At 45.0% G+C, this 16,608-nt stretch carries 14 protein-coding genes; 12 read left to right on the forward strand and 2 right to left on the reverse strand.

The genetic code is table 11. The features are described 5' to 3' along the window. Positions 1 to 247: 247 nt before the first annotated feature. The 7 genes from ACKKE8_RS11805 to ACKKE8_RS11835 all read left to right on the forward strand — a co-directional run bounded on the left by ACKKE8_RS11805 (position 248) and on the right by ACKKE8_RS11835 (position 8,862). The gene (locus tag ACKKE8_RS11805; protein ID WP_409178316.1) at positions 248 to 1,045 is read left to right on the forward strand and encodes a copper amine oxidase N-terminal domain-containing protein; all 798 of its coding nucleotides are present in this window, start codon (positions 248 to 250) and stop codon (positions 1,043 to 1,045) included. 75 nt (positions 1,046 to 1,120) lie between these two features. After that, positions 1,121 to 1,735 (forward strand): sporulation protein, encoded by a 615-nt coding sequence (locus ACKKE8_RS11810; protein ID WP_409179105.1) that lies wholly within the window; start codon positions 1,121 to 1,123, stop codon positions 1,733 to 1,735. A gap of 122 nt (positions 1,736 to 1,857) precedes the next feature. Continuing rightward, positions 1,858 to 5,064, forward strand: coding sequence for a BTAD domain-containing putative transcriptional regulator (locus ACKKE8_RS11815; RefSeq protein WP_409178317.1), 3,207 nt, complete (start codon positions 1,858 to 1,860; stop codon positions 5,062 to 5,064). 128 nt (positions 5,065 to 5,192) lie between these two features. Beyond that, positions 5,193 to 5,771 carry a TetR/AcrR family transcriptional regulator gene (locus ACKKE8_RS11820; protein ID WP_409178318.1) on the forward strand — a complete coding sequence of 193 codons (579 nt, stop codon included), beginning with the start codon at positions 5,193 to 5,195 and terminating at the stop codon, positions 5,769 to 5,771. Positions 5,772 to 5,806: 35 nt separating this feature from the next. Next, on the forward strand, positions 5,807 to 6,997 hold the full coding sequence (locus tag ACKKE8_RS11825) for an HlyD family secretion protein (protein ID WP_409178319.1): 1,191 nt from the start codon (positions 5,807 to 5,809) through the stop codon (positions 6,995 to 6,997). Continuing rightward, positions 6,987 to 8,165: an ABC transporter permease gene (locus ACKKE8_RS11830; RefSeq protein ID WP_409178320.1), complete on the forward strand. Its 1,179-nt coding sequence runs from the start codon at positions 6,987 to 6,989 to the stop codon at positions 8,163 to 8,165. Before ACKKE8_RS11825 ends, ACKKE8_RS11830 begins: the two co-directional genes overlap by 11 nt. 184 nt (positions 8,166 to 8,349) lie before the next feature. Continuing rightward, positions 8,350 to 8,862: a DUF3907 family protein gene (locus ACKKE8_RS11835; RefSeq protein WP_409178321.1), complete on the forward strand. Its 513-nt coding sequence runs from the start codon at positions 8,350 to 8,352 to the stop codon at positions 8,860 to 8,862. A gap of 97 nt (positions 8,863 to 8,959) precedes the next feature. Here ACKKE8_RS11835 and ACKKE8_RS11840 read toward each other — a convergent pair whose 3' ends face one another. After that, a complete protein-coding gene (locus ACKKE8_RS11840) occupies positions 8,960 to 9,121 on the reverse strand; it encodes an anti-repressor SinI family protein (RefSeq protein WP_088906930.1) in 162 nt (53 codons plus the stop codon). A 194-nt stretch (positions 9,122 to 9,315) separates the two neighbouring features. Next, on the reverse strand, positions 9,316 to 9,645 hold the full coding sequence (locus tag ACKKE8_RS11845) for a helix-turn-helix domain-containing protein (RefSeq protein ID WP_409178322.1): 330 nt from the start codon (positions 9,643 to 9,645) through the stop codon (positions 9,316 to 9,318). Positions 9,646 to 10,658: 1,013 nt separating this feature from the next. On the opposite strand from ACKKE8_RS11845, the gene ACKKE8_RS11850 reads away from it, so the two are divergent. The 5 genes from ACKKE8_RS11850 to glmS are packed head-to-tail and all read left to right on the forward strand — an operon-like array spanning position 10,659 to position 16,592. Then, positions 10,659 to 11,072 (forward strand): hypothetical protein, encoded by a 414-nt coding sequence (locus tag ACKKE8_RS11850; protein WP_409178323.1) that lies wholly within the window; start codon positions 10,659 to 10,661, stop codon positions 11,070 to 11,072. A 22-nt stretch (positions 11,073 to 11,094) separates the two neighbouring features. Continuing rightward, positions 11,095 to 12,498: a glycosyltransferase family 2 protein gene (locus ACKKE8_RS11855; protein WP_409178324.1), complete on the forward strand. Its 1,404-nt coding sequence runs from the start codon at positions 11,095 to 11,097 to the stop codon at positions 12,496 to 12,498. A gap of 27 nt (positions 12,499 to 12,525) precedes the next feature. Continuing rightward, entirely contained in the window at positions 12,526 to 13,329 is an 804-nt protein-coding gene (locus ACKKE8_RS11860; RefSeq protein ID WP_409178325.1) for a response regulator transcription factor, read from the forward strand. 25 nt (positions 13,330 to 13,354) lie between these two features. After that, on the forward strand, positions 13,355 to 14,716 hold the full coding sequence (locus tag ACKKE8_RS11865) for a nucleotide sugar dehydrogenase (RefSeq protein ID WP_409178326.1): 1,362 nt from the start codon (positions 13,355 to 13,357) through the stop codon (positions 14,714 to 14,716). A 43-nt stretch (positions 14,717 to 14,759) separates the two neighbouring features. Beyond that, positions 14,760 to 16,592: a glutamine--fructose-6-phosphate transaminase (isomerizing) gene (glmS, locus tag ACKKE8_RS11870; RefSeq protein ID WP_409178327.1), complete on the forward strand. Its 1,833-nt coding sequence runs from the start codon at positions 14,760 to 14,762 to the stop codon at positions 16,590 to 16,592. Positions 16,593 to 16,608 lie beyond the last annotated feature (16 nt).

Consider the following 16,608-nt stretch of genomic DNA (forward strand, 5'->3'; position numbering starts at 1 on the left):
TGCCTCTTTCAAGATAAAATACTGTCGCTTCTTGTCTATTGTAACGTTTTTGGAAAGCAAGATGGTTGCATTTTTGTAACAATTTGAAATTAGGTCAAAAGGAGGAGGAAAAAGTAACGGGTTGGAGGGGCGCTACTAGGAAAGAATGATCTTTTGAAAGGGAGATTGTAGGAAGTTCTTGAAACAGCCTCTATCCTATAGTAGATTAAGAATCGTGTGAACCTTTTTGGGAAATGGAGTGAATGTTTTGCTAAAAAAAGTAACCTCATTACTGCTAGCTATCGCCTTAGTACCAATGGCAGCGTTTTCTGCAGGGGCTGCACCTGTAGCACCTAAAGCAGTACAGAATGCTGTTAAAGTGGAGTACAATAAAAAACAAATTGCGTTTCCTGACCAAGCACCTATTATCAGCCAGGGGCGTACACTGGTTCCGATTCGTCCGATTGCAGAGAGTCTTGGATTTGAAGTGAAATGGAATGAACAAACCCGTACGGTTACCATCAACAAAGGGAAAGATAATATCAGATTGGTCGTTACTCAAAAAATTGCCAACAAAAATGGACAAACCATCAACCTCGATGTACCTGCACAGATTGTGAACAAGCGTACTGTAGTACCTGTTCGTTTCATCGCGGAAGCTCTGAGCTACAAGGTGGAGTGGGATCCGAAAACACAAACCGTATTGATTGCGGATAATGTGAACGGCAACCAAGTTGGACAACAGGAGAAGCCAAAAGATCCGGCGAAGCCAGCAACGGATGAGAAAAAAACTGATGAACAAGTAGCCTTGATTGATGAAGACAGTATTGAGGCCAAGAGAACCAATATCGCCTCAATTGGCTTATATCGAATTACTGGAAAGGTAGGCCCTAAATCCAGTGTAATAGTAGTGATGGAAGATGAAACCCATGAAGTGGAAGTAAATGCGGATGGGACCTTTAAATTCAGAGTTGACACTGATGATGGCATTCGCTCCTTTACTTTAAAAGCTGAAAAAGACGGTAAACAAGATACATTTGAAGGCGAATTTATTTCCATTGATTAAGCCATCTGATTTCTGAGTAAGAACACCTCCTGCACATCACACTAAGTGCAAGGAGGTGTTTTTGTTGTGAGACGAATGAGTGGGAGTATCATTGCTGTGCTCCTGTTTGCCGGCTTGCTGACAGGGTGTTCGCCGAACAAAGAACAGGGCACCGAAGATCAGAACGGAAATAAGGCCAAATTTGAACCTCTCGGGATTAACTTCCAGAACGATAATGTCGCTAGGGATAAAGGCCCGGCAGCCATGATTAGCCAAAAGATGGTTCATCAGCGAGAGCCGCAGCTCGTGACGCACTTGGAAGGGCATGCGGAAAAGCTGCCCGGTGTAGCGGATATCAAGGTGCTAGCGTACAAGGATAACTTGATGGTAGGTGTGCTTCCAGTGGATACACCAAAGCCTGATGAAGTCAATCCGCGGCCGTCGATCCCTTATACGCCTGGAAAAATTGTGCGAGTCGATAATGGACATCCAGATTCGCTGCATAGACGTGTTGTCGATCGGATGAGGTCACGCTTGCAGGCAGAAACACGCTTCAACATTTTGTACGTGACTACCAATCGCGCTGTTTATGACCGAATCGCAGATTTGCATTCACGAATTACGAACGGAGAGCACATCAGTGACGAAGAATTTCAAGTCCTGTTAAATGATATTGGATATACAGTCATTGGATATAATTTAGTGGATTGAAAGAGCGCCACCTGGACTCCCGGGTGGGCTTTTTGTCGATTAAGGGTTTCGCGGCAGGAGAATAGTGAGAAATGGGGAAATAGTCAAAGAAGAGCAGGAGAACGGCAAGGAGTGCACATTTTATGATTCCAATCCACATCCCTATATCCAAAATAACTCCTCCAGGACAGAAGCCATATGTCTTACGGCGACCTGCATTGGCGAAAAAATTACGCCTGTTGAAATATACGCAGCTTTGTCTCATTCATGCAGGGACAGGTTATGGTAAAACGACTTCTTTGGCTACATTTCTTCATGATGAAGCACTGGCTGCGTCCTGGTATACCATCCAGGATGGGGACGATACCCTTCTTGGGTTTGTCACCTGTCTCGTCGAAAGCGTTCGTCAGATTCATCCTGATTTTGGACAGGTATTGCGAGAGCACCTCATACGTATCACAGAGCAAAGTCCGGTGCCCTCCATAGACAGCAAAGTACTGGTGGACTGGTTCGTCGGGGAATGTGTACAGCTCCAGGCGGACCACATACTTGTTTTGGACCATTACCAACGAATTGGTGATGGTAATGACGTCGATCGATTTATTCAACGGTTAGCCGAGGCTCTCCCACAAAAGGTCAAGCTAGTTATCTTAACGCGCTCTAGACCGAAGTGGTCCAATCTCGACTTGTTATCCGCAAGAGGAGAGTGTCTGGAACTTACAACAAATGACCTTTCTTTTACGTTGGAGGAGAGTGAGGCCTTTTATTCAGATCAATACGATATCACGCTGTCCGAAGACGATTGGGGCCGCGTGGAAGAGGTGGCGCAAGGCTGGGTGATGGCACTGCGAACTTTTGGTGAAATGGTAACGAGGGGGCAGACGGTTTCTGACAGTCTGCGTGAGTTATCTCGATTGCTGCATTTGCTGGAAATGGAAGTCTGGACACAGCTAGATGCACGTATGCAGCGCTTCTTGATGGAGGCAGCGGTTCTCGAACAATTCGACCTGGAGGACTGCAAGCAAATACTCGGGGAAGGATGCATGGAGCACCTGTTGGAAGCACAGCGTTGCAATCTTTTTCTTCATGTCCAAGCAGGATCTCATTATTCCTTTCATCCGCTTTTCCAGCGTCTCCTGTCTAGCAAGCTAGCTGCGAATCAAGAGACGTACATGCATGTCAATCAAAAGGCCGCAGGATGGTACAGACGTAGAGGAGACGAGGCAAAAGCTTTTGGGCGGTTGCGACTCGTCGAGCAGTGGGGGGTGCTGGGTGAATGGCTGTGCCAAGCATCGGAAAGATTGCTGCAAGCAGGAAAGCTGGACTTCTTATATGAGTGGATAACACTGCTACCTGAGCACATCAAGAGCGAACAGCATTGGTTGTTGTTTTATCAGGGCGAAGTAGAGCGTTATCGATGTCTATATGCCAAGGCATTTTCTTCTTATGAGCAATTTTTGAATCAATGTGAACAAAAACAAGATCAAATCGGTTTGTGCCGCGGGCTGGAAGGGCAAGCACGCGTTCATCTCGACAGCGTACAAGGCGTCCGGGCAGAAGAACTACTTAAGAGGGCGATTCAACTTTTGCCCCCATTTGAACAAGAGAATGAAATGGCACCGAGGCTATACCGCTTGCTGGCAGAAATTTATACGAATCGCGGGGATGCCAAACAGGCGGCAGCTTGGTATGAACGGAGTCAGGAGTTAGAGCAGCAGACGGAGGTTGAGTTGGAATCGCGCCTGTTGTTCCGTACTGGCCGGTTGCAGTCCTCCATTCAACTCTTGGAGAGTAAGTGGCAGGTAGAACAAGGGAAGCATCCTCCGCTGACTAGATCGTATCGGGAAACCTCTTTGTTGTTATCTTTTGTGTATGCATTGAATGGCGAATGGGAGCGGGGGTGGGAATCTGCAGAAACTGCCATACAACTCGGACGTGCAGCGCATTCACCTTTTGTGGAGGCAAATGGCTATGTTCGAAAAGCCCATGCGGCCCTCCTCAGTCAAACATTGCCTACGGATGAGATTCGCCAGCTTTATGAAAAAGGTTTGCAAATCATGGAGGAGCTCCAGTCAACACGCGGAAAGTCAGAAACGCTACTGGGACTAACCTTGCTTCACGCAAGAGAAAAGGCACTCGACCAAGCCCTTTTGTATGGCAACAGGGGAATACAAGAGACAGAGGCAATGCGCGACGACTGGTTAGGCAGCCTGGTACGGATGGCGATTGGAATTGCATATGCCAAGTATGGTAAAGAAGAGGAAGCATGGGCTACCTTTATCGATTGTGCCGACCGACTTAGTCATTGCGGGGATAGCTACAGTGTCGTCATTTGTCAATTGTGGCTGAGCTTCTTGGCTTATCGTAAAAAACAATGGGATTTGTTTATACCTGCGGTGACGCAAGCCCTGTCCTTGATGAAGTCCGGTGAATATCAATTCCTTTTGCAGCGACCTACCCTGCTTACACCACATGATGTACAGCAGCTTATGCCGATTCTGATTGAGGCAGAGCGCCGAAAGGTATCGCCGGATTACGTCTCTCAGCTGTTAAATGATTTGGGCTTGCAAAATGTGACATTCCACCCCGGCTATACTCTTCGTATTCAGACGCTGGGCGCATTCCGTGTATGGCTGGGAGAGCGGGAACTGAGCGAAAAGGCATGGCAGCGTGGGACAGCCAAGCTGTTGTTTCAGCTTTTATTGACGAAGAGACATCATTTGTTAGCCCGTGAAGAAATCATGAACCGACTTTGGCCAGACAGTATCGAGGAAGCGGCAATTCGCGATTTTAAAGTGTCGCTGAATGCATTGAATAAAGCCCTCGAGCCAGATCGTGCCGCCAGAACAGACACATTTTTCATTCAACGGCATGGAAGCTCTTACGGTTTCAATCTGGCATCGGGCTACCATATGGACGCTGAAGAGTTCGAGAAGCTTGTTACCCTGGGCTTGGCAGAATCAGATCGGCGTCAGGGCGCCATCCTTTTGGAAAAAGGGCTTGCGTATTACTTGGGCGATTACATGCCGGAATGTCGTTATGAGGATTGGTGTGTAGAAGAGCGTGAGAGAGTGCAGGCGCTGTTTTTACGCGGAGCAGAGAGGTTAGCCAAAAACATGCTAGAGGATGGGCAATTGGAAAAAACAATCCGCTGGTGTGAGGCGATTCTGCGGGTGGACGATTGCTGGGAGGAGTCGTACCGCTTACTTATGACTGCGTATGATCAGCAAAATAATCGGACACAAGCAATCCGCTGGTATGAAAAATGTGTAGCAAAACTGAGGGAGAACCTCGGTGTCGCGCCGATGCCTGCAACCATGGAGACATACCTACAAATTATAGAGAAGTAAAAGATCGCCCACAAAGCGATCTTTTTTTGTACATAGAAGTAATGGCCGCTTGACAAAACTAGGAAGTATTCGTAATATAATCTTTGTACTGACCAGTCAGTTCAAAAAATCGAAAGGGGACAGGAGTGATGGCACCATCCAAAAAAGATCAAATTGCGAATGGAGCTTTAACCGCATTTGCCCAATTGGGATATAGCGAAACGACCATGGATGCAATCGCGGAAATGGCGCAGGTGGCAAAAGGAACACTCTATTATCACTTTTCCACAAAGGAAGAACTGTTTTTGTACGTGATAGAAAAAGGCGTGAAGATGCTGATTTACCATGTAGATAATGTGATGCAAAATGAAGAGCTTTCCTTGGAGGATCGCATTCTGAATGTGCTGGATGAGCATCTTCGCTTCTTTTCCGAGAATCAAGACTTGTGCTTCCTGTTGCTGAGTGCGTTCTCAGGAGATGGACAGCGCGACAGGATGGTTGGCAATCTGTTAGGTGGCTATTTCAGTACGATGGAATCACACCTGCTGGAACTGCAGAAGCAAGGGTATATCCGGGCAGATATCGATATTCGCACACTCGCTTCTTCGTTGTTTGGCATGGTTGGCTTTACCGTGCTTCGCAAACAATTTCGCAAAGAGCCAGTGAACAGTGCCGCAGATAAACAGACGCTTCGTTACATGCTTTCAGGAATGTTTCAAACCAAATAACGTCTAGAGAAACGTAAAACAAGAGGAGAAGACAGATGAACAAACGTGCATGGATCGGTGTAGGTAGCTTTGTAGTCAGTATTGCAGTACTTGGAACCGTATTGTTTGGTTCAAATGTGAGTAGCATGGCTGGCAAGAATACAACGAAATTAGCAGGTGTAATCGAGGGAACTGAGGTAGACCTCTCTTTTAAAATGGGTGGTTCCATCGAACAGCTCTCACTAAAAGAAGGAGACGAAGTAAAAGCAGGGCAAGTAGTTGCCACGCTAAGCAGCGCGGAAATCCTTGCGAAGAAAGAACAGGCGGAAGCTGCTTATAAGCTCTCCCTCGTCAAACTTGATCAGGCGAAAAAAGGAGTATCCGTGACGGATAACTCCAGCAATGCCCAAGTCGACCAAGCGAAAGCAGCAGTCAACTCGGCGCAAGCACAGCTTGACGCGAATAAAAATGGAGCGCGTTCAGAAGAAATTACGCAGCTCAAAGCGAAATTACAAGCAGCACAAACTTCGAATCAAATTGCTGGAACGAATTTGGAACGAATGAAAAAATTAATGGCGGAAGGTGCCGTTCCACTAGTGAAAGTGGAAGAGGCGCAGATGCAAGCAGATAAGGCGCAAGCGGAGTTTAAAGCAGCAGAAGAGCAGTTGAAAATGGCTCAAACTGGATCGCGCAAAGAGCAGGTCGATGCTGCACAAGCACAACTGGATCAAGCAAAAGCTGCATACAACCAAGCAGTAGCAGGGAGAGGTCAAGTAGGCTTGAAGGAGTTGGACGTTAAATCCGCAGAAGCGAACGTCATGCAGGCAAAAGGTGCCCTGGCAGAAATGGAAGCCTATGTGAACAACACCAAACTGACAGCTCCAGTAGACGGTATTGTAAAATCAGTTGCTGTTCAAAAGGGAGAGCTGGTTTCGCAAGGCTTCACCGTTTTGACGATCCAAACAAAATCAGACAACTATGTCAAATTTTATGTGAATGAATACATGCTCGCGAATGTGAAAACAGGCGATCAAGTGAAATTGTTTGTCCCAGCCCTGAACAGAGAAGTAGACGCCAAAGTGGTTACTGTAGCTCCTGCTGCTGACTTTGCCGTAAAAAAAGCGACACAAGAACTCGGTGATCGAGACATTCGTTCCTTCCAGGTGAAGCTGCTGGTGTCCGATCCGGAATTGCGTCCAGGCCTGACGGTTGAGTGGCAACTTGAAGGAGCTGGTAATGGTGAATAGTTTCTCTCACCTGTTCTGGAGCGAATGGAAAAATCTTTTTGCAAACAAAACCATTCGTAATATTCTCTTCCTCGTTCCTTTGATTTATCTGACAATGTTCGGCTTTCTGTACAGTGAGAAAAAAGTGATGGAGATCCCTACGGTGATGGTGGATGCCGATCAAACCGAATTAAGTCGTGAGCTCTATCGTGCCTTTGAGGTCGATCATACATTTCGGATCACGTCCATTGTAGGAACAGAAGAAGAAGCAATGAAATTGGTTGACAAGGGCGAAGCAAATATCGCCCTGATCATTCCAGCTGGATTAGAAAAGGATGTGAAGGCTGGGAGAGAGGCAGAGGTACTGACTGTTATCGATGGCAGTAACATCATGATTTCGAATACGGCAGTTCGAGCAGCGAGTACAGCGATTAAGTCAGTTTCAGCAGGAACCACGCTGAAGAAGATGGAAGCACTTGGCGGCTGGGGAGAAGAAGGGAAAAACATGTTTACGGGTATCGACTATCGATACAGAGTGTTGTATAATCCGACCTTCAGCTATCTGTCCTTCATGGTATTCGGACTTGCAGGTACAGTGCTTCAGCAAGTGCTGTTCCTCGGAATCGTATTGTCGGTTGCCCAACAAAAAGAAGAAGGTACCTGGAAGGATACACTCTCTCGCCATAGCTTCTTCGCGATCACGGCGAGCAAATTGTTGCCGTACTTTCTGGCAGGGACTCTCAATATGTTCCTGGCGTTTACACTGATGTTAAAAGGTTTTGATATCCCTTATTACGGAAGCACGTTCGACCTGATGCTACTGGCTACTATGTTTAACTTGGCGGTGTTGGCTATTGGTTATGCCATCTCCTTTGTGTCCAGCAGCCAGCTCCAAGCTACTCAGATCGGGATGATGATTGCAGTACCTTCGTTCATGTTATCTGGCTATACTTGGCCACTCATGTCGATGCCGACTGGAATTGTCGCGATTGCAAAATCTTTGCCGCTGACGTATTTCTTGAATGGTGTCAGAGAAATCTTGACGAAGGGACATGGTCTGTCGGCTGTCATGAACGACTTTGTTGTTCTCGGCTTCATGACACTCATCGGGTTGTTCGCAGCCTATGTCATTTATTTGTTGCAGATAAGGAAAATTAAGGGAAAAGTTAGTGAGCGAACGGCGGTATAAATTGTAATAAATAGAATGAATTGGCTACGTTGAAGCTTTGGCGTAGCCTTATTTATGCTTATACGATGCTCCCTATCATCTTGCTATGCAATTTGGCTGTATAAAAATAACCCTTGTGTAATAAATAATCTTTCCTTTATACTTATTATAAAAAAGGCAGATTCTTCAACATTAGGGGGACTTTATGTCAGCGACTCATCTAAAGCAATTGTGCGAGGAGACGTACACCAAGTTGAAAAAGGTCAGCATGGAAGTGGAACGTTTTTTGAATCAGGTTACCCTAGCAGGTCTTGTATCCGCGTCAGGCGATCCTGAAGAATTTGAAACGTATTACCGTTACTATCTTTCCGACTTGCGCCACCTTTTGGTTTACTGCGAAAATGCATACGAAAGGCTGGGAGTATCCCTCCGGCGCGCACGATTTCATGAGGAGTTTGCCGAGGAAGTATTGTATCAGGTATACCATACCTGTATAAATAACTTCTACTATCCAAAAGGTGAGGTTTACGAAGAAGATGGGCGGTTGGCCTATACGGGTCAGGACTGTATCATTTTTCGTAAGCAGGTAGTCCCTGAGTTGCAGCAGTTGACCTTGTCCTTATCGAGAGTGTTCGAACCGATGCGTAATGATCTACAATATTATGAGACAGACTATATCGCGAAAAAAAGTATGCAAATAGAAAAAGCACAGGCCTAATAAGCCTGTGCTTTTCTTTGTTTCTCGATCGGGACGACCCCTGATGGAAGTCCTATCATTTATGAAAGTGTAGCGTAATGGATAATGGCTGTTTACACTATGCTTCGAAGTAATCACTTTTCTCCTCATCAAAAGAGAGAGGAGAGTTCACGAGAAAAAAACGAATTTCCTCAATGCTTAATCCCATTTTTCGTGCTGTAAGGATTAAATCGATCCATTCCTTATCCAGGAGATCTTTAGGAGACGGAGTGGTTTTCATGTTAGTTCCCCTTTTACCCTCCTTTTGTAAAAACAAATAAAATACCCAAAAAATGGTTGGAAAAAGATAGGTAAAAAGCTTATATCAGAAATGATACTTAATTCAGTTTCATATGTAAATCTAGTATTTGTGACTTTTGTTTTAAATTAATGCAAAAATAATAAGCCACCACTATATCAGTGCTGGCAACAATGTTATTTATGTCGATTTAACCGCCATTTATTGTACTCCAAAAACTCCCGAAACTGTTCTTTACTTACCCCGGATTTCATAGCCTCTTCGATCAGCTTGTACCATTCTTCATCAACATTCTCGCTTGAAGGATTATCTTTTTCCTGAAGCAATGTGTCTACCGTCACATTTAATACTAGTGCGATTTTCTCAAGAAATTGAATAGAAGGATTTCGCTGAATGCCGCGCTCGATTGAGCTCAGATAAGACTTGGCGACACCAGCGCGTTCAGCTAAATCAGAAAGAGAAAGGCCTTTGTCTATTCTAAGCTGCTGTATACGCGAGCCGATCATGTAATAGCCACCCCTTTAAATCTCTTCGTTTATTATAACGTCAATATAGCTGAAACACAACTTTTTGTGGGACTAGTCCTGTGTCGTTTGGCTCATTTATTCAATTTGATCCTACTGACATTGCCAAAAAATTACCTTTCTACTAGATAAAACGATAGATCATTATGGCTAAGTATCTATAACTGCGGTTGTTCTTTATAAGAAACAATGTGTTCGTTATTAAGGACGAGTAAAAACGAGATATTCAGACGATATTCTACAAAATAGTCGATTTTCGCCGTTTTTGGTCTATTTTTAGAGAAAATTGATATTTTACATTCCATTGCCTGTACAGGATACTAATTTTAAATCGTTCTTTATAAAGAACAAAACGAACGAAATGTTCTCTATAAAGAAAAACTCGAGCTTGAATGGCGCTTAACGCTGTCGACTTGAAATGGATAGGAGTGCACAGAAAACCTTACAAAAAAACTGGAGAGGAGAGATCCATTCTGCATGCCAATTTGTCAGAAGCAGTGACGGTAATCTGCCTGTTAATTGTAATAATTATACTATTTTTTATGGGTATCTTGGTGATTAAATCAAGGAACTTGTTGATAGAAAGGAGAACACGCGTTTACCTGGGACAGTTTCAAGACTACTTCACGTATATCCAGTCTCATATGGACTCGCCTGAGAGATTGAAACCGCCTTACTGGCAATTAAATCGCTTGGAAATGCGAGTTCTGCAACAAAAACTCATTGAATGGATCGAATCTCTTACAGGAAGCCACCGAAAGAAAATGATCACACTATGTGAGGATACTGGGCTCGTCAAGCAAAACCTCCACAGACTGTATAGTCGCTTTCATTGGATAAGGATCGATGCGGCCTACCATGTAGGAGCAATGCGATCCGAGGAAGCTGTACCAAGACTTCTGCAATTGCTGCAGACAAAAAAACTCGATCCCACTCATTTTATCATCGCGAGATCTATCGCCAAGTGTGCGAGAAATCTGGAGGATATAAGGAACATGCTGATGCTCCTTGTAAAGCATCGAAAAAGCAATCATTACCTTGCCGTTGACATCATGAAAGAGTCAGAGCTGGATTGTACACCATTATTGCTTGAATGCTTGCGAAGTACGGACAAGGATTTGATTAAAATCGCTTTGATTGGATGGTCTGCTCCTTTAACCGCGGAGATTGCCGATTTGGTATATCGGCAGATCGATTCGGAAGACAAGGAAGTCCGCATCCAATCAGTGAGGTTGCTGTTCCAATATGATGCTGTTTTGGCAATGGCATTGTTCGAGTCCTTGATGAAGACGAACGATACGGAAGTCTGTCAGGATACTGAAATGATTGAGATGTATGCCAGTTGCAGAAAGCAAATCAATGAGGATGAGCAGGTGGACAAGAAAAATCGTTATGTTTATGCCGTGTAACTATACCTGAAAGGAGATTGACATGAGGGACTTTTTGCAAGCATACGGGATCTTTGCTGTTTATTACGTAATCGTGATTGAGACGCTCTATTTAACGATTCTAACCCTGTCCGTCAAAAATATTTTTTCTATCATCAAAAGTTCCATGTATTCTCGCTTTCAGTCACTCTCAGGATCAGAGTATGTACCACAAATATCCATTCTCGTTCCTGCTTACAATGAGGAATTGACCATCATTGAAAACGTTCGTTCGCTTCTCGCGCTAGATTATCCTAAGTATGAAGTCATTGTTATTAATGACGGTTCAAAAGACGAAACGTTGCAAGTTTTGTTACATGAGTTCCAGTTAACCCGCACAGAGTATACAGGGGGCTCCAGAGTATTGGAAACCTCCAACGTACGAGGCGTTTATTACAATCCGCAATATCCCAATTTATATTTCATTGATAAGGAAAACGGAGGAAAAGCCGACTCGCTAAACGCCGGGATTAATCTTTCTCACTATCCATTGATTGCTTCCATCGATGCTGATTCGTTATTAGAAAAGGACGCATTGATTCGCATCGCCAAGGTGTACATGGAAAACCCTGAGGAAACGGTCGCGATCGGCGGTATCGTCCGAATCGCAAACGGCTGTGAAATCGAGGACGGAATGGTGAAGAAAGTCAATCTTCCTACCAAAATTTTGCCTATGTTCCAGTGTGTCGAATACTTAAAGGCATTCCTAGGGGGAAGGATTGGGTGGAGTTCAATCAACGGCCTGATCATTGTGTCGGGTGCCTTTGGGGTTTTTCGAAAAGATTTCGTTGTCAAAGCCGGCGGTTATCGAGGGGGATATCCCGGCGAGGACATGAACATCATCATCAAGCTTCATAAATATATGCTTGAAAATAAACTTCCGTATCGAGTGGCTTTTTGCCCCGATGCCGTTTGCTGGACCCAGGCTCCTGATACGCTGAAAATACTTGGTAGCCAGCGACGAAGATGGGGACGAGGTAACCTCAAAAACATGCTGGAGTACGGCATTTATATAGTAGGCCGTCCCAAGTACAAAGTTATGGGGCTGATAACCTTTCCCTATAACATCATTTTCGAAACGCTGAATCCTTATTTCAGGTTTACCGGTTTTTTGGCTCTGCTGGGATATACATTGATGGACATGACTCAATGGAAAATACTGGCTATCTATGCACTGCTGAATCTCTTGTTTGGCGTTCTGCTCGGGATCGGCTCCCTGTTTATTGAAGAACTTGCCTTCAAGCGTTACACAAGAGTTCGCGACAATCTCAAGATGTTGGCATTCCTCTTCTTCATGTTTCTTGGATATCAGCAGTTGGGAGTCATTTGGAGATTTTTGGGTCATATCGAGTTTATGCGCAACAATAACACATGGGGAACCATGACGAGAACAAGCTGGAAAACATAGAGAAACAGGGCACAGGAGGGAGATACCATGAGTCAGATTGCAAAAGCGTATTCGTTTCCTTTATTTCAAGCCTTTGAACATGTGCTTACTTTCTATGAATCGAGTCAGTTGCCATGCGGGATTATTCTGGCTGTTACGAATGGAAGCAGTGAAGAAAAGATCCAAGATTTGAAAATGTCTTTGGCGAAAGCAGAGGGGTTTACCGATATCCATTGCTTTTACGACAAACAAAGCAGCATTCTCGGTATTCTCCTTGGCGACCAAATGCTAGGCAATACTCATTTCCATTCTCTCTTTATCAAGGAACAGCTACAGACCCAACATATTTTGGCTGGGCCAGTATTCATCGCCAGCTTCCCTGAACAGGGGGAATCAGCAGCACAAGTTCTCAGTGGTATGGTACAGGAGATTACTGCTGGAAAGGGAGACGCTGGGGATATTCGCATATACAGCGGTAAACGATCATCGGAAACAAAGAAAAGTCTTTTGCTTGTTTCGCAAGATGAAACTGTGAATGAGTTTTTACGCATCTATTTACAAAGAAAAGGTTACTCCGTTTATTTGGCGGAAAACGGGAGAGAAGCGTGGGAAAAATACAAGCGATTTTTACCGGACGCAGTTATCACCGATGTAAATTTAGCCATTGAAGACGGTTACCAGCTCATCAGCAAGATCAATGCAGTTGAGCATGGCACCCAAATCGTGGTATTAACCCACAAACGGTTGGAAGACGACAAGAAAAGATCATTCGAGCTGGGAGTCTCAGATTATATAGCGAAGCCATTTTCACCCGTAGACCTGGAAGCACGAGTGAGAAGTCTATTGTCTTAAACACAGATAAAAGGGAGGAAGAAAAATGAGCTACTTCACAAAATTGAAGCAAAAAATGGAATCAAAAACCGTAAAAGTTGGGGTAATTGGACTTGGGTACGTTGGTCTGCCTCTCGCTATGGAAATGGCAAAAAGCGGTTTCTCTGTTTATGGGATCGATTTGGACCAGCGGAAGGTAGAAACCTTGCTCGCAGGCAGGTCTTATATCCAGGACGTTCCTTGCGATGTGATCCAATCAAGCCTTTCTGCTCAGCGATTCTTCCCGACCACTGATTATCGGGTGCTCAAGGAGCTGGATGCGGTCAGCATATGTGTTCCGACGCCGCTCAGTGAAAATCAAGATCCGGATACGTCCTTTATTAAGGGAGTTGTCCGTGAAATTATCAAATACAAAAAGAAAAACCTTCTGATTACGCTTGAAAGCACAACATATCCTGGGACGACAGAAGAATTGATCCAGTGGGAGTTCGAAAAGTTGGGTCTGACCGTCGGAAAGGATTTCTTCCTTTGCTTCTCACCTGAGCGTGTAGATCCAGGCAACTATTCCTTCAACACACATAATACGCCAAAAGTAATAGGGGGAACCACGCCGAAGTGCTTGGAGTTGGGGGCCCTGCTGTATGGCAATCTGGTTACCAATGTAGTAACGGTTTCTTCCCCGAAAGTAGCTGAGATGTCTAAATTGTTGGAAAATACATTCCGGAGTGTAAACATTGCTTTTATCAATGAAATGGCTATGATGTGCGACAAAATGGGCATTGATGTGTGGGAGGTTATCAAAGCTGCGTCAACGAAACCGTTTGGCTATATGCCGTTTTATCCAGGTCCTGGAATTGGGGGGCATTGCATTCCGCTTGATCCGATGTATCTCTCCTGGAAGGCAAAGGGCTTCCGTTTTCATAGCAAATTCATCGAACTGGCACAATCGATTAACGACAATATGCCAGACTATGTGATCAATAAAACCGCACAAGTACTGAATCTTTATGCCAAATCAATCAAAAACTCGCGGATTCTTATTTTGGGGATGGCCTACAAGCCTGACATTGATGATCTGCGTGAATCCCCTGGCTTGCATATATACGAGCTGTTCCAGGAAAACGGTGCACGTGTCGATTACTACGATCCTTATGCACAAAGCTTTATAGACAAACGCGGGAACACAGTTCGCTCCATTCCGCATGACTTGGAACAAATGAAAAATTACGATTGCATGGTACTCGTTACGAATCATAAGAGCTTTGACTACCAGAAGTTTGCTGACCTGGGTATAGCCATCATTGATACACGAAATGCTTTTGACAGCATAACGGGTCAACACATTTACAAGCTGGGGAATCCGGCAAAGATGCACGTCGAGGAAGAACGAGTCGTACTTCTGGCTTAGCTTGAAAACTGGCTGATGATTACGGAATAGGGGAGGCAATCACATGTGCGGTATCGTTGGATATATTGGTGAGGGGCAAGCCCAAAAAATCCTGACAAATGGTTTGCAGAAGCTGGAGTATCGCGGCTATGACTCGGCTGGTGTCGCAATATTTAACGGTGAAAAAATGGAGATTTGCAAATCGAAAGGAAGGCTGGCCGTTTTGGAAGAACGGCTCGTCCAATCTCCTATTCAAGGTTGTTTGGGAATCGGACATACGCGTTGGGCCACTCACGGCCGTCCATCCGATGAGAACTCACATCCACATACGGATGAATCGGGAAAGTTTTCTGTTGTCCACAACGGCATTATCGAAAACTATCTGGAAATCAAACAGGAGCTTTTGGACCATGGGGTCACGTTTACATCCGAGACCGATACAGAAGTCATTGCTCATCTCATTGCTGTACTATACGAAGGCGATCTCGTCGCCGCGGTTCGAAATGCAGTACTGCGTATGCGCGGGGCATATGCTCTTGGTGTTGTTTGCGAGTACGAGCCAGATAAAATGGTGGCAGTCCGACTGGCAAGTCCACTCATTATCGGGGTAGGTAAAGGAGAAAACTTCATTGGTTCCGACATCTCTGCGGTTCTTGAGCACACACGCGACATTGTCATCCTGGAAGACGGGGAAATGGCGGTTCTCAAGAAAGACAGCGTTTCTCTCATGAAAGTGGAAACATGCGAACCGCTTCAGCGAGAGATGTTCCGCGTAGATTGGGATGTGGAACAGACGGAGAAAGACGGTTTTGAGCACTTCATGCTAAAAGAAATTTACGAGCAGCCAAATGCATTCCGAAATACACTGCTGAACCGGATTGACGAGGACGGAAAGCGTATTATTTTGAAAGATTTGCAGTTGCAGCCAGAACAAATCAAAGGCTTTGAGAAAATATTCATCGTAGCGTGCGGAACCGCCTATCACGCAGGGCTGATTGGCAAGCATGTGATTGAAGAATTGGCAAGGATACCGGTAGAGGTCGATGTCGCTTCAGAATTCAGATATCGCCGCCCTATATTATCTGAAAAAACGCTGGTCATCGTCGTGAGTCAGTCGGGCGAAACGGCTGACACACTCGCAGCCTTGCGGGAAGGTCAGCGACTGGGAGCTAAGGTTTTGGCTATCACTAATGTTCAGGGCAGCTCTATTGCCCGTGAAGCTAATCATGTGCTTGCTACCTTTGCTGGACCGGAAATTGCTGTCGCTTCAACGAAGGCGTACACCTCACAGGTAATCGTTTTCTATCTGCTCGGATTGTACCTGGCTCAAGTGAAGGAGACTCTTGCGGAAAACGAGAGAGAATTCATGATTGCCCATCTGAGACAGTTGCCGGAACAGGCTGAAAAGGCACTCCTGCATGCGGATGATATTCGTGTTTATGCCGAATCCATCAAAAATCACAGCAGCCTGTTCTTTATCGGTCGAGGCATTGATTATGCTGTGGCACTGGAAGGGTCCTTAAAGCTGAAGGAAATTTCCTACCTTCACTCAGAGGCATACGCAGCTGGGGAATTGAAGCATGGAACGCTAGCTTTGATTGAAGAGGGTACCCCTGTCATTGCCTTGGTGACACAAAAAGAGCTGGAAGAAAAAATGGTTAGCAATATTACAGAAGTGAAGGCACGAGGTGGGAATGTGTTAGCGATCACATTGGAAGGGAATGTTGAACTGCACAGAAATGTAGACGAAGTGTGCTTTGTTCCTGCGACATTGCCTGTGTTTACCCCCATCTTGTCCGTTATTCCGTTGCAGTTGATCTCGTATTACACTTCTCTGGCATTGGGCAATGATGTAGACAAGCCACGGAATCTTGCCAAAAGTGTAACTGTTGAATAAAAAAATAAAATTTGGA

Origin of the sequence: Brevibacillus fortis (assembly GCF_046196545.1) — a bacterium.
Taxonomy (GTDB): Bacteria; Bacillota; Bacilli; order Brevibacillales; family Brevibacillaceae; genus Brevibacillus; species Brevibacillus fortis_A.